Annotated in this window: 14 protein-coding genes; 7 read left to right on the top strand and 7 right to left on the bottom strand. The window is 63.3% G+C overall.

Going from position 1 to position 12,238, the window contains the following annotated elements; translation table 11 throughout:
* Positions 1-22 precede the first annotated feature (22 nt).
* Positions 23-1,270: a glycerophosphodiester phosphodiesterase family protein gene (locus AC0QUY_RS35820; RefSeq protein ID WP_475390722.1), complete on the top strand. Its 1,248-nt coding sequence runs from the start codon at positions 23-25 to the stop codon at positions 1,268-1,270.
* A 106-nt stretch (positions 1,271-1,376) separates the two neighbouring features.
* On the opposite strand, the gene AC0QUY_RS35815 is transcribed toward AC0QUY_RS35820, so the two are convergent.
* The 5 genes from AC0QUY_RS35815 to AC0QUY_RS35795 form a co-directional block, all read right to left on the bottom strand.
* On the bottom strand, positions 1,377-2,126 hold the full coding sequence (locus AC0QUY_RS35815; protein WP_246738277.1) for a protein-L-isoaspartate(D-aspartate) O-methyltransferase: 750 nt from the start codon (positions 2,124-2,126) through the stop codon (positions 1,377-1,379).
* A 164-nt stretch (positions 2,127-2,290) separates the two neighbouring features.
* Complete coding sequence (locus AC0QUY_RS35810) at positions 2,291-3,094, bottom strand: hypothetical protein (RefSeq protein ID WP_475390720.1); 804 nt, start codon at positions 3,092-3,094, stop codon at positions 2,291-2,293.
* A gap of 225 nt (positions 3,095-3,319) precedes the next feature.
* Complete coding sequence (gene ftsZ, locus AC0QUY_RS35805; protein WP_161855272.1) at positions 3,320-4,561, bottom strand: cell division protein FtsZ; 1,242 nt, start codon at positions 4,559-4,561, stop codon at positions 3,320-3,322.
* 51 nt (positions 4,562-4,612) lie between these two features.
* The gene (locus AC0QUY_RS35800; protein ID WP_475390719.1) at positions 4,613-5,119 is read right to left on the bottom strand and encodes a hypothetical protein; all 507 of its coding nucleotides are present in this window, start codon (positions 5,117-5,119) and stop codon (positions 4,613-4,615) included.
* Positions 5,120-5,237: 118 nt separating this feature from the next.
* Entirely contained in the window at positions 5,238-5,648 is a 411-nt protein-coding gene (locus tag AC0QUY_RS35795) for a hypothetical protein (RefSeq protein ID WP_475390717.1), read from the bottom strand.
* On the opposite strand from AC0QUY_RS35795, the gene AC0QUY_RS35790 reads away from it, so the two are divergent.
* Entirely contained in the window at positions 5,647-5,997 is a 351-nt protein-coding gene (locus tag AC0QUY_RS35790) for a cupin domain-containing protein (protein WP_161855275.1), read from the top strand. The genes AC0QUY_RS35795 and AC0QUY_RS35790 overlap by 2 nt on opposite strands.
* A gap of 156 nt (positions 5,998-6,153) precedes the next feature.
* Positions 6,154-6,615, top strand: coding sequence for a VOC family protein (locus AC0QUY_RS35785; RefSeq protein WP_475390715.1), 462 nt, complete (start codon positions 6,154-6,156; stop codon positions 6,613-6,615).
* 116 nt (positions 6,616-6,731) lie between these two features.
* Here the strand turns inward: AC0QUY_RS35785 and AC0QUY_RS35780 are convergent, their stop codons facing one another.
* Positions 6,732-8,264, bottom strand: coding sequence for an acyl-CoA carboxylase subunit beta (locus AC0QUY_RS35780; protein WP_475390714.1), 1,533 nt, complete (start codon positions 8,262-8,264; stop codon positions 6,732-6,734).
* 136 nt (positions 8,265-8,400) lie between these two features.
* On the opposite strand from AC0QUY_RS35780, the gene AC0QUY_RS35775 reads away from it, so the two are divergent.
* The 3 genes from AC0QUY_RS35775 (at position 8,401) to AC0QUY_RS35765 (ending at position 10,465) form a co-directional block, all read left to right on the top strand.
* Entirely contained in the window at positions 8,401-8,808 is a 408-nt protein-coding gene (locus AC0QUY_RS35775) for a DUF4260 domain-containing protein (RefSeq protein ID WP_161855279.1), read from the top strand.
* 69 nt (positions 8,809-8,877) lie between these two features.
* Positions 8,878-9,879 carry a dienelactone hydrolase family protein gene (locus AC0QUY_RS35770; RefSeq protein ID WP_475390713.1) on the top strand — a complete coding sequence of 334 codons (1,002 nt, stop codon included), beginning with the start codon at positions 8,878-8,880 and terminating at the stop codon, positions 9,877-9,879.
* Positions 9,880-9,976: 97 nt separating this feature from the next.
* On the top strand, positions 9,977-10,465 hold the full coding sequence (locus AC0QUY_RS35765) for a hypothetical protein (protein ID WP_475390712.1): 489 nt from the start codon (positions 9,977-9,979) through the stop codon (positions 10,463-10,465).
* 19 nt (positions 10,466-10,484) lie between these two features.
* Here AC0QUY_RS35765 and AC0QUY_RS35760 read toward each other — a convergent pair whose 3' ends face one another.
* Positions 10,485-11,303, bottom strand: coding sequence for a penicillin-binding transpeptidase domain-containing protein (locus AC0QUY_RS35760; RefSeq protein WP_475390710.1), 819 nt, complete (start codon positions 11,301-11,303; stop codon positions 10,485-10,487).
* Positions 11,304-11,589: 286 nt separating this feature from the next.
* Here AC0QUY_RS35760 and AC0QUY_RS35755 point away from each other — a divergent pair, with 286 nt between their 5' ends.
* The gene (locus tag AC0QUY_RS35755) at positions 11,590-11,844 is read left to right on the top strand and encodes a hypothetical protein (RefSeq protein ID WP_161855282.1); all 255 of its coding nucleotides are present in this window, start codon (positions 11,590-11,592) and stop codon (positions 11,842-11,844) included.
* Positions 11,845-12,238: the final 394 nt, after the last annotated feature.

Below are 12,238 nucleotides of genomic sequence, written 5' to 3'. Positions count from 1 at the left end.
CGCGTTATCCGAGGTGCCACCTATGCCTGCCCGCCATCGCTCCGCCCTGCTCGCCGCGCTCTGGCTCTTGATCGCGCCCCTGCCCGCCGCGGCCGACGACATCCTGCTGCCGCGCGAGCCGCAGATAGGGCCACGGCCGTTCTATCTCGTCGACAAGATGAAGGATGGTCCGCTGAAGCAACAACTCAGCCAGTGCACCGGGCCGTTTCGCAAGAGCGACTTTTCGATCGGCCACCGCGGCGCAGCGCTGGAATTTCCCGAGCATACGCGCGAGTCCTACATCGCCGCTGCCCGGATGGGCGCCGGCATCATCGAATGCGACGTCACGTTTACGAAAGACCGCCAGCTCGTGTGCCGCCATTCGCAATGCGACCTGCACACCACCACCAACATCCTGACCGTGCCGGCGCTCGCCGGCAAATGCACGCAACCCTTCAGCCCGGCCGATCCCGCCACCGGCAAGAAAGCCTCCGCAAAGTGCTGCACCAGCGACATCACGCTGGCCGAATTCCGGATGCTGAGTGCGAAGATGGACGGCTTCAATCCGGATGCCAAAACGCCGGAGGAATATCAGAACGGCACGCCGCGCTGGCGCACCGACCTCTATGCCAATTCCGGCACGCTGATGACGCATGACGAGAGCATCGCGCTGATCAAGAGTCTCGGCGCCAAATTCACGCCGGAACTGAAAGCGCCGGAAGTGCCGATGCCGTTCGACGGCGACTACACCCAGGAGAAATATGCCAGCCAGATGCTGGACGCCTACAAGAAGGCCGGTATTCCCCCGAGCGACGTGTTCGCACAAAGCTTCAACCTGGCCGACGTGCTCTATTGGGTGAAGACCGAGCCGGAATTCGCCAAACAGGCGGTCTATCTCGAAGAACGCTATGAGAAGCAGGGCCTCGATCCCGCCAAGCCGGAGACCTGGAAGCCCTCGATGGCGGAATTGAAGGCGCAAGGCGTCGCCATCCTCGGCCCGCCGATCTGGACCATGCTGACGCTGAACGACAACAAGGAAATCGTTCCCTCCGAATACGCCAAGGCCGCCAAAGCCGCCGGCCTCGACCTGATCGGCTGGTCGCTGGAGCGCGACGGCCCGCTGCACAAGGGCGGCGGCTTCTATCACCGCTCGATCAGATCAGCCGTCGACCGCGACGGCGATACGCTGACGGTGCTGGATGTATTGGCAAAGCAGGTCGGCATCCGCGGCATGTTCTCGGACTGGCCGGCGACGACGACGTTTTATGCGAGCTGCACCGGAATGAAGTGAGCCTCGTAGGTGGGTTAGCGCAGCGTAACCCACCGAAGTCTTACCACGCGGTCGGTTCGGCCGGTGGGTTACGCCTTCGGCTAGCCACCCTACGCGGTCCCTCCTCCTAATTCTTCGAACGCGTAAACGGCACAAAGCGCACGAGGGCGACGGCGCGCGCCGTCGTCTTGTCGGGAGCGGTTTTTTCGACGACCGTGAGTTGCTGAATGGAGTAAGCGGCGCCCACCGGCATGACTAATCGGCCGCCCACCTTGAGCTGCTCGATCAGCGGCGGCGGAACCTCGCCAAGCGCGGCGGTCACGACGATGGCGTCAAAAGGACCGCATTCGGGCCAGCCGGCAAAGCCGTCGCCCAGACGGACACTCACATTGTCATACGCGAGGTCTCGAAGTGTTTTCGTGGCGACCTCGGCCAGTGGCGGGATGATCTCGATGGTGCAGACCTTCCGCGCGAGGTGCGCAAGGATGGCAGCCTGGTAGCCCGAACCCGTGCCGATTTCGAGCACGACATGATCGGGCGCGACCTCGGCCAATTCTGTCATCAAGGCCACGATATACGGCTGCGATATGGTCTGGCCGTGACCGATCGAAACCGGCATGTCCGCGTATGCGATGGAGCAGGATCGTTCAGGGATGAACAGATGGCGTTTGGTTTGCCGCATGGCCTCAAGGACTCTCTCCGAGAGGCCCTGCCGTCCCAGACCACGGGCGTCGGAACGGCCGTAGGCACGGACGGTTTCGACCATGTCCGCGCGTTCGCGGGCGCATTCGGCGTCCTGTGCCGTCGCTTCCCGCGCGCCGGCAACCATGGACAGCACGAGTGGCAACAAGATCCTCATGATCGTGCGCTCAGCCATGCAACAATCGAAAGCACCGTCCGCCGTCGCGGAAGGAAGCAATGATGCTGTCGTGCCCTAACGGAACGCGCGGGCAGACCGATGCCCTGCCCGAGGTCCAGCCGCCGTGCCTTCCAGCAAGAAATCGGACACCGCCTTTCGGCGGACGGCGGCGCCGATGATAACTACTGTTGCGCGGACGGCAACCGTACCGGCGGCCGCGCCTGCGCTCTGGCTTCCGTTGCCGGAGGCGTCGACACCGGCTTCGGCTTACGCGCGGGGGTGGCAACCGGCAGTGGCGGAGCAGCGGTCGTCCTGGGCCGCAGGTTTTGCTCGGAGACGTTGGCGATCGTGCGCGCCATTTGCTCCTGGTTCGCCTTGAGTTGCTCGGCGGTCTTGGCACTTTCGCGGGCCAATTCTGCCTGGCTGGCCTTGAGCTGTTCGATCTCCTGCTGCACGCCTGCGAGATCGCGCGCCATCGTCTGGAGCAACTGGGCCTGCTCGGCAGCGATCGCGGCGGCTGCCGCATCTTGCGGTGCGGCCTGGGGCGGAGCCGGCAATTGCGAAACTGCGGCATCGGCCGCAGCCAGCCGAACGGCAGGCGGGCTCTGCTGGTCGGCAAGAACAGGCGTTTCCGATGGCAATGACGAAGCCGCGGCCAGTTGCGGTGCCCACCGGGCGACCATCGGCCTGACCGTCTCGCCATAGGATTGCCAGGCGAAAGCAGCGGTACAGATGCCCACAGTCAACAGCAGGCCGATCAAGCCGCGTAGCGCCGGCCTGCCGCGCGATGGCTGACGAGACTTCTTCGCCTTCTCCAGCCTGGAAATCTGCTCATTGAAGCGCGCGAGCTCTTCATCCGCGCGGGCAATCTGCTCATAGGCATGCGCGAGCCGTTCATCGGCGCGCGCGACCAGTTCTTTCTCCTGCGCGGATAGTGCTGGATTGACCTGCGGATCGGTCTGCGTGGTGCTCGCCGGGGAATCCATGGGGCGCCTCCTGCCAGTTTTGCCGTCAACTGAACGGGCGATCGTCGGATTGTAGACACTCCCTACCGCGGTTTTGACGAAAGCATGGCTGGAGGATGGAAAGTCTGGGGCGATTTGAACAGTGCCCCCGGGGCACCGCGCATGCCTTGAGGGGGATCTTCAGATCGCGCGCAGCTATCCACCTCCCGCATCCGGGAAGCGAGTGACCTTGGTTGTTTCGACGGCTCAGTTCGCCTTGCGGCCCAGGAAGGCCGGAATATCCAGCACCTTTTCCTCGATCGGGTTGTGCACGGGAGCCGCGCGGCCGTATGGGTCGAGGCGCTGCGGAGCCGCGGCATGCCTCGCGTGTTCGGCGACCGCCGGTCGTGTTTCGGGGCGGCGGAGCGGCGGCGGGCTGGCGAATTGCGGCGGCGGCGCACCGCGCTGGTCGGCGATGCGGCGCCGGTCGTTGGAGAGCCTGCCGGCGAGATCGGTAAGCAGGTTTTCCGCGACCTGGGTCTGGCCCGTCGCTTCGACATTGTCGATGCCGGTCGCCACGACCGAGACGCGGACGATGCCTTCGAGGCTGGCATCGAAGGTCGCGCCGACGATGATGTTGGCGTCCTGATCGGCCTCGTCGCGGATGCGGGTCGCGGCTTCGTCGACCTCGAACAGCGTGAGATCCCGGCCGCCGGTGATGGAGACGATGAGGCCGCTGGCGCGCTTGATCGAGGGGTTCTCGATCAGCGGGTTGGAAATCGCGGCTACCGCGGCATTGAGCACGCGCTTGGGGCCGGAGGCCTCGCCCCTGCCCATCATCGCCTTGCCCTTCTCGCGCATGACCGAGAGCACATCGGCGAAATCGAGATTGATCAGGCCTTCCTTGACGATGAGGTCGCTGATGCAGGCCACGCCCGAATACAGCACCTGGTCGGCCATCGCAAAAGCGTCCGCAAAGGTGGTCTTCTCGTTGGCCACCCGGAACAGGTTCTGGTTCGGGATGATCAGGAGAGTGTCGACCGCTTTCAGAAGTTCCGCAATGCCGGCTTCGGCATAGCGCATGCGGCGCGCACCCTCGAACTGGAACGGCTTGGTGACGACGCCGATGGTGAGAATGCCGAGCTCGCGCGCAATCCTGGCGATGACGGGCGCGGCGCCGGTGCCGGTGCCGCCGCCCATGCCGGCGGTGATGAACACCATGTGGGCACCGGTCAGATGATCGCGGATCTCGTCGGTGGTCTCTTCCGCCGCCGCACGCCCGACGTCGGGCTGGGCGCCGGCGCCAAGGCCCCCGGTCACCTGCGTGCCCATCTGGATGACACGCCTGGCCTTGGAACTGGTGAGCGCCTGGGCATCGGTATTGGCGACGATGAATTCGACGCCTTCAAGCCCGGCGTCGATCATGTTGTTGACGGCGTTGCCGCCGGCGCCGCCGACCCCGAACACGATAATGCGCGCCCTCAGCTCGCGAATGTCGGTGCCAGTCATTGTTGCCCCACGGTTGCTCCGCTCAACCGCGGAATGAGAGAAAAGGGATTGCTATCCACGAGACGCCCTGCGGTCTGCTTCCACCAGGCTCGCCGCCACATGCCCGACCCGGCGCGCAGAATGTCCGTGATTCTCGTCTGAACTGGAAGTTCGGACAGCGGCCCGCAGGGCCACCACCTCGCCCTCCAGCCGCGCCGTCGCCTCCCGGGCGGCGGTGGTCTCGGCAGTCGCCTGCAGCAGTTCCGCCATCAGGCGGTCGGCGCGCGCGCGTTCGTGCTCGAAATCCCAGCGATTGCCCGCTGCCCTGGCCTCGAGCTGCACGATCTCCGCCTGCAGCGTCACGACGAGCGCCTTTAACTGAGCGGCCTCGCCCGCCCGGTGACCACCCGGTGGGTGTGGCGTATGCCTGATTTCGGCGAGATCGACGCTCACCAGCGCCTTCCCGTCGTCGGAAAGCGAGCGCGGCAAGTGGAGCCGCCTGGCAAGCGAACGGGCGGCCGCTGCCGAGATGTTCAGGCGGGCGCCCAGGGCTGCATAGGTCAGAATCTCAACGGACATCGGCTGTTCTCCCCGAACGAACCGCGCTGGAATCGTCTGATGATGACCGGATAGTGCCCGTGAGGCTAAGGGCAATATGGTTAACAGGTGGTTAACCGGCCGGTGGCGCCGTAACGATTTAGCCACCCCGCGGCCGCCCTGCCCGGCTGCGGCCGGCCGGCGAAAGCCAACCGGGATCGGGAACCGGCAGCAAGCTGGCGCGGGATCGACAGGTCGCGGTATATTCGGCCATCGCGGCTGAGGCGCGATAGAGATGGACGACGTAGAACTCGCTGACCTGCACCGATTCCTGGCCGAGTACCACCGCCGGCTCGCCCGGGAAGCCGTGCTCGATGTCGTGCAGCAATATCACTCCGACCTTGCCCAACGGCTCGCCGACGAGGCCGCGCTGATCCCGAGACGAACCGCGATCGCGCAGCGGCTGCGCGAGGGTGAGCAGCAGAAGCGTAACGAGATGGAGTGAGCGGCGGAAGCCTATCATCACGCTGCACCACGCGATGGGGGCGGATGATCCGAGGGAGGCCGTCATGAACCAGCCGCAGCCAGTCAAGGACGCCAGCCACCTTTACGAAGTCGAGCGCCGCGCCGAGCATGCGGCGCGCCCCGGCTTTCGCATCATGGAGTTGCAGCTCTCCGAAACCCAGAAGGTGCCGTGGCACACCCACAGCAATGTGTCAGATACTTTCTACGTGCTGGAAGGCCAGATGAGGCTGTTCCTGCAGGATCCGAAAGAGGAAGTGAGTTTGAAGCCCGGCGAAGTCTATGTCGTCAGGCCGACGCGACCGCATCTGGTGACGAACGGGGGCACGAAGTCGCTCACCTTCCTGGTTCTGCAAGGGGTCGGCGAATACGATTTTGTTCCGCTCCTGAAGGGTTAGGTTCCTGGGGAACTGGCAGCGGACATGCATTGACGCGCCACCAATGCGCGGACTGCCGTCACACTTTGTTCAAACAACGGATCGACAATCGCGGCAATACAAGAGCGGGCTGGGCCGTCCTGCATGGATCAAATCCATCAAACCAAGGAGACAGCCATGGCAAGTAAAGTAAAGCCGGTTCCCGAGGGATTCCACACCGTCACGCCTTATCTCGTCGTCGACGGGGCCGACAAGGTCATCAGCTTCATGAAAGAAGCCTTCGGAGCCCAGCCGGTATTCGAGCCGATGATGCGGCCCGACGGCAAGGTCATGCATGCGGAGTACAAGATCGGAAATTCCATCGTGATGATTTCCGACTCCTCGGAGCGCGCGCAAGCAACATCGACCATGCTGTATCTCTACGTACCCAACGTCGATGCCGTTTACCAGAAGGCGCTCAAGGCCGGCGCGACATCGTTGATGGAGCCCGCGGATCAATTCTATGGCGACCGCAGCGGCGGCGTGAAGGACCCTGCCGGCAACTCCTGGCACATCGGTACCCACATCGAGGACGTATCGCCGGCTGACCTCAAGAAGCGCGCGGCGGAGGTCATGAAGCAGCAGCACAAGGCGGCGTAGGCGAAACGCGCAAGATTTGTAGGGTGGGTTAGCGAAGCGTAACCCACCACGGTCTCGATTTGCGGTCGGCTCGACCGGTGGGTTACGCCTTCGGCTAACCCTACCCTACGCATCTGTCACAACGGCAGATTATCGTGCTTCTTCGCCGGCATCTCGACCTTCTTATCCCTGAGCATCGCGAGCGCCCGCGCGATGCGCCGCCGCGTCGAATGCGGCATGATGACGTCGTCGATGTAGCCGCGCTCGGCGGCGATGAAGGGCGACAAAAACCGGTCTTCATATTCCTTGGTGCGCTTGGCGATCGCGTCGGGGTCGTTCATGTCGGCGCGGAAGATGATTTCCACCGCACCCTTGGCGCCCATCACCGCGATCTGCGCGGTCGGCCAGGCGTAGTTCATGTCGGCGCCGATTTCCTTTGACGCCATGACGTCGAACGCGCCGCCATAGGCTTTGCGGGTAATGACGGTGACAAGCGGCACCGTGCATTGCGAATAGGCGAACAGCAGTTTTGCGCCGTGCTTGATCAGGCCGCCATACTCTTGAGCGGTGCCCGGCAGGAAGCCCGGCACGTCCACAAACGTCACGATCGGGATGTTGAAGGCATCACAAAAACGGACAAAACGCGCGGCCTTGCGCGACGCATCGCTGTCGAGCACGCCGGCCAGCACCATCGGCTGGTTGGCGACAAAACCCACCGTGCGGCCGGCGATGCGGCCGAAGCCGGTGACGATGTTCCTGGCGAAGGTTTCCGAGATTTCGAAGAAATCGCCCTCGTCCACGACCTTCAGGATCAATTCCTTCATGTCGTAGGGTTTGTTCGGATTGTCGGGGATCAGCGTGTCGAGCGACATGTCGACACGCTCGATGTCGTCAAAGCTCGGCCATTCCGGCACGCCGTCAGAATTGTTTGACGGCAGGAAGTCGATCAGCCGGCGCATCTGCAACAGCGTTTCGACGTCGTTCTCGAATGCGCCGTCGGCGATCGAGGAGCGCGTCGCGTGCACCGAGGCGCCGCCGAGCTCTTCCGCGGTCACCACCTCATTGGTGACGGTCTTCACCACGTCGGGGCCGGTGACGAACATGTAGCTGGTGTTCTTCACCATGAAGATGAAGTCGGTCATGGCGGGCGAATAGACGTCGCCGCCGGCGCAGGGGCCCATGATGACGGAGATCTGCGGGATCACGCCTGACGCGATGACGTTGCGGCGGAACACGTAGGAATAGCCCGCGAGCGCGGCGACGCCCTCCTGGATGCGCGCGCCGCCGGCGTCATAGAGGCCGATGATCGGCGCCCTCGCCTTCATCGCCATGTCCTGGAGCTTGGTGATTTTCAGCGCGTGGGTTTCCGACAGCGAGCCGCCGAACACCGTAAAATCCTTGGCGAAGACAAAGGTCTTGCGGCCGTTGACGGTGCCCCAGCCGGTGACGACGCCGTCGCCCGGCACCTTGGTCTTTTCCATGCCGAATTCGGTCGAGCGGTGCTCGACGAACATGTCGAATTCCTCGAATGAGCCCTTGTCGAGCAGGAGTTCGATGCGCTCCCGTGCCGTCAATTTCCCGCGGGCGTGCTGCGCCTCGATGCGCTTCTCGCCGCCGCCGAGCTTGGCGCCGGCGCGCCGTTCTTCGAGGGTGTCCAGGATATCCTTCATGCTGCTTCCGCCCGCCTTTTGGGTAACGATTTGAAGGCCTTCTAACACGGCCTTTTCGGAAGCGGAAACACCCATCCGGCATCTGGTACCGCCGCCTTGCGCCCCCTATATGCCGATCCTGACCATGGGGACCGGAATGACCGATATCGCTGGCGCCGACACCTCGGGCGCCGTTACTAGGGGCGTGCGCGCGGTGCTCCGGCTGGAAGGATTAGCGCTATTTATCGGAATGACGCTGCTTTATTACATCTGGGACGGCGACTGGTGGATTTACGGCCTGCTGTTTTTCGTCCCCGATCTCAGCTTTGCGGCCTACCTGTCAGGGCCGCGTTTCGGCGCCATGATCTACAACGCAGCGCATAGCTACCTGGCGCCGATGGCGATGATGACGACCGGCTTGGGCACCGCTTCGCCGCTCATCCTCTCGATCGCGATGATCTGGCTGGCCCATATCGGCTTCGACCGCGCGCTCGGCTATGGGCTGAAATACGAGACCGGTTTCTCGTTCACGCATCTGGGGCGGATCGGGAAGTCTGCGAATTGACAGCCGATCTGTAGCTTGATGTAGTCGCCCCAAAGCTGCCGCAGGACAGCAAAAAATTGGGGGAAACGAATGCTGACGGATTGGCGCGCCGCCGTGACCGGCGCGATTCTTTGCACCGCTGTTCTATTCACCGGCATCGAAGCATCGGCGCAGTCGATCCCGAAGGATGTCGCGGCGCGCACCGAAATCTACGCCATTCCGTCGCTGACGATCTCCGACCAGCAATTCCTCAGCGGCGATGCCAATGGCAAGCAGGTCACGGTTGCCGGCGAATTCCGTATCGCGCAAGGCACCGGCAAACTTCCCGTCGTGGTGCTGATGCATGGATCGAGCGGCGTCGGCGCCGGCATGGATCCGTGGGTGCGCCACTTCAATGCGATGGGCATTTCGACCTTCGTGATCGACGGGTTCAGCGGCCGCGGGCTGACCATGGTCGGCCCCAACCAGGCCCTGCTCGGCCGGCTCAACTTCATCGTCGATATCTACCGTTCGCTCGAAATCCTCGCCAAGCATCCGCGCGTCGACCCTGATAGAATCGTGCTGATGGGATTTTCACGTGGCGGACAGGCGGCGCTCTACGCCAGCCTCGATCGCTTCCACAAGCTCTGGAACAAGTCCGGCGCGCAGTTCGCGGCCTATATACCGTTCTATCCGGATTGCTCGACGACCTACGCCACCGACACCGAGGTCGCGGCGCGTCCCATCAGGATATTTCACGGCACGCCTGACGACTACAACCCCGTCGCCACCTGCAAGGCCTATCTCGCCCGCCTGCAGGACGCCAAGCGCGACGCGACGCTGACGGAATATCCGGATTCCCAGCACGGCTTCGATGCGGGCCTGCTCGGCCTCAGCACGATCGTCGTATCAGTCAACGCACAGTCCGCCCGCAATTGCCGCCTCAGGGAGGGCGAAGCGGGCGTTCTCATGAACGACGACACCAAGGAGCCCTTCACCTATAAGGATGCCTGCATCGCGCTCAATCCGCATGTCGGCGGCAACCCGGCGACTGCGAAAGAAGCGCAGAAGGCGGTGAGCGAATTCCTGCAGGCGTTGCTCAAGCTGGGATAACGACTTGGTGAAACTCCACCGAGCCGCGCACCAATGGAACCGATGAACCCGTTTGCGATTTTGGCGTTGATTGCCAAACCGAACGGAGGCCATCAAGATGTCTGGATCCAACCTCACGCGAACGGCGCTGCTGCTTGCATCGCTATCGCTGGCCGGCAGCGCGGTGCTGGCCGCGCCTGCCTCGCCCTTCGTCGCCATGGCCGGCACATGGTCCGGCGGCGGGGTGCTCAGCACCACCGACGGACAGCAGGAGCAATTGCGCTGCCGCGCGGCGTATGATGTCGCCGGCAGCGGCGAGCAGCTTCGGCTCAATCTGACCTGCGCCAGCGCAAGCTATAAGTTCGATCTCGCAAGCGAGGTCGAGTACCGTGGTGGCACGATTTCGGGCTCATGGACCGAAGCCAGCCGCAACGCTTCCGGCACCCTTTCCGGACGCGCCGCCGGCGACCGTGTCGAGGCTGCGGCACGAGGCGACAGTTTTTCGGCGCATCTGTCGCTGACGACCCGCGGCGGCAAGCAGACGGTGTCGATCCAACCCCAGGGCACCAACATCACCTCGGTCTCGCTGGCGCTGAACCGGCGTTAGCCCAGCGGTTCGCCAAACGTCAGATCGCCACGATATCGGCGAGGCATTGCTGCACGACGGTCATGCGGGCGGCGATGTGGCTCTGCTCCTTGCAGTCCATGTTCATGGCGAACACGGTTTGCTGGCTGCCCTTCTCGGCCCAGCCGACCATCCAGCCCAGTGACGGCTTGCCCGCTTCCGCACCCAACAGGCCGCTCTTGGCGCGGATGGTGGCGTCGCCGACCTTCGTCACGGGGATGATGTCGCGCGTCAATTCCTGGCTGCGCTTTCCGACCGGCAGCACGCCGCGCCGCAAGCGATCGACGAAATCAATCTGCTGGATCGGATCGATGCGCAGATTGCCGGTCAGCCAGAACTGGTCGATGCCGCCGCCGATGTCGCGATTGCCGTAGTCGAACAGGTCGAGATATTTCTGCATGCGCTCAGGCCCGACGCGCCGCGCGATCTCCTGATAGACCGGCACGGCGGAAACCGCGATCGCCGAACGCAGCGTGTGGTCCTTGTTCCAGGCCTCGATGCTGCGCGTCACGCCATCCCACTTGAAGACGTCCTTGTCGGGATCCTCGACCACGCCGGTATCCAGCGCGATGAGCGAATTCGGAATCTTGAAGGTCGAAGCCGGCAGCCTGCCCTCGCCCGAGCGCACCTTGTCGCTGGCGATGATCAGGTAATCGTCGATCTTGTAGGCAACGAAGGTGCCGACGGTGCCGAGATCGAAAAAGCGCTTGGAGAGGTCGTCGCGAAACTCGCTGCGCTGGTAGGAGACGTTGGCAAGGGCGCGCGCGGGCGACAGAGTGGTCGCGGCAAGGACACCGAGCGCATGACGACGAGTGATCACGGGAACATCCGAATGATGAACGGGTGCGGAAACGATGCTGACCGCATCGTGGAGAAACTATGACAATAGCAGGAACCGATCCAGGGCGAGTACTCATAAATCAGGCGCTTGGTTATGGTCGCGCCTGCGCGCGTCGGTTCGAGGATCATTCGTGAACGACGGGGGATTGCTCGCGGACCGTCAACGTCCAGGGACCTTGATCGTACATCTCGGGCTCATCGCTCTTGCCGTAGCGCAGTCGCGCACCTGCTTCTAGCCGAGTGCAGATCCGCACCACGAGTGGCTCTTGAGGCTCGACGCCACGGACGGCAAGGGCCGCTCGCAGTTGCCGCCAACGTTTCTCGGTGAAGGCGCCGGTATGGCACATGCCTTCGCAGCAGCAATACGTTCGACCGGCGCGAAACGTGATGTACAGTTCGAACTCCTCGCCGTGGCCTCGGATGTTCTCGATGCTCAGGGAATAGTACTGGTCGGGACGTCCTTCGGCGCCTCTGTTCTGTCGGAGCAAGTCAATCCAAGCAGCACAGATACGGGCTTGTAGGCTCGTGTGTTCATCCATGAAAGTGGCGCTGACAGCGCGTTCATTCGGATCAAGGACCTAGCAGTTCGGTCCTGCATTCGAGCTATCGTGCCTTAGGCCCCTTGTCTAGCGTGAGGACTCTTGCGTCATTGAGCTAGGCGTGCTGCCGAACGAACGTCCTAAAGTCCGCAATGGGTCAACAAGCGACCTCGCCGATCCATCAGGCGCTAGTCCGCTCCACCCCACAAACCGGACATCTGCGCGCTCGGCACGCAAGTCAGCAACGGGCCGATTCCGTTGAAAAAGGCGGCAGTAGTTTCGTCGTGAACGCCCGCTGTTCCGCGGACGAGTCGGCTTGATGAGGCTCACGCGGGCATCGGGATCAGCTTGGCCATCTTACGAAGGTTCTGAGCGG

This window comes from Bradyrhizobium sp. WYCCWR15520, assembly GCF_056174665.1.
This window is presented reverse-complemented; position numbering and strand designations above follow the sequence as displayed.

What these genes read in the sequence shown, in the direction of transcription:
- AC0QUY_RS35770 (WP_475390713.1), top strand. Translation starts at nt 8,878, where the DNA reads ATGCTGACGGATTGGCGCGCCGCCGTGACCGGCGCGATTCTTTGCACC.
- AC0QUY_RS35820 (WP_475390722.1), top strand. Translation starts at nt 23, where the DNA reads ATGCCTGCCCGCCATCGCTCCGCCCTGCTCGCCGCGCTCTGGCTCTTG.
- AC0QUY_RS35765 (WP_475390712.1), top strand. Translation starts at nt 9,977, where the DNA reads ATGTCTGGATCCAACCTCACGCGAACGGCGCTGCTGCTTGCATCGCTA.
- AC0QUY_RS35800 (WP_475390719.1), bottom strand. Translation starts at nt 5,119, where the DNA reads ATGTCCGTTGAGATTCTGACCTATGCAGCCCTGGGCGCCCGCCTGAAC.
- ftsZ (WP_161855272.1), bottom strand. Translation starts at nt 4,561, where the DNA reads ATGACTGGCACCGACATTCGCGAGCTGAGGGCGCGCATTATCGTGTTC.
- AC0QUY_RS35795 (WP_475390717.1), bottom strand. Translation starts at nt 5,648, where the DNA reads ATGACGGCCTCCCTCGGATCATCCGCCCCCATCGCGTGGTGCAGCGTG.
- AC0QUY_RS35790 (WP_161855275.1), top strand. Translation starts at nt 5,647, where the DNA reads ATGAACCAGCCGCAGCCAGTCAAGGACGCCAGCCACCTTTACGAAGTC.
- AC0QUY_RS35780 (WP_475390714.1), bottom strand. Translation starts at nt 8,264, where the DNA reads ATGAAGGATATCCTGGACACCCTCGAAGAACGGCGCGCCGGCGCCAAG.
- AC0QUY_RS35815 (WP_246738277.1), bottom strand. Translation starts at nt 2,126, where the DNA reads ATGGCTGAGCGCACGATCATGAGGATCTTGTTGCCACTCGTGCTGTCC.
- AC0QUY_RS35785 (WP_475390715.1), top strand. Translation starts at nt 6,154, where the DNA reads ATGGCAAGTAAAGTAAAGCCGGTTCCCGAGGGATTCCACACCGTCACG.
- AC0QUY_RS35775 (WP_161855279.1), top strand. Translation starts at nt 8,401, where the DNA reads ATGACCGATATCGCTGGCGCCGACACCTCGGGCGCCGTTACTAGGGGC.
- AC0QUY_RS35810 (WP_475390720.1), bottom strand. Translation starts at nt 3,094, where the DNA reads ATGGATTCCCCGGCGAGCACCACGCAGACCGATCCGCAGGTCAATCCA.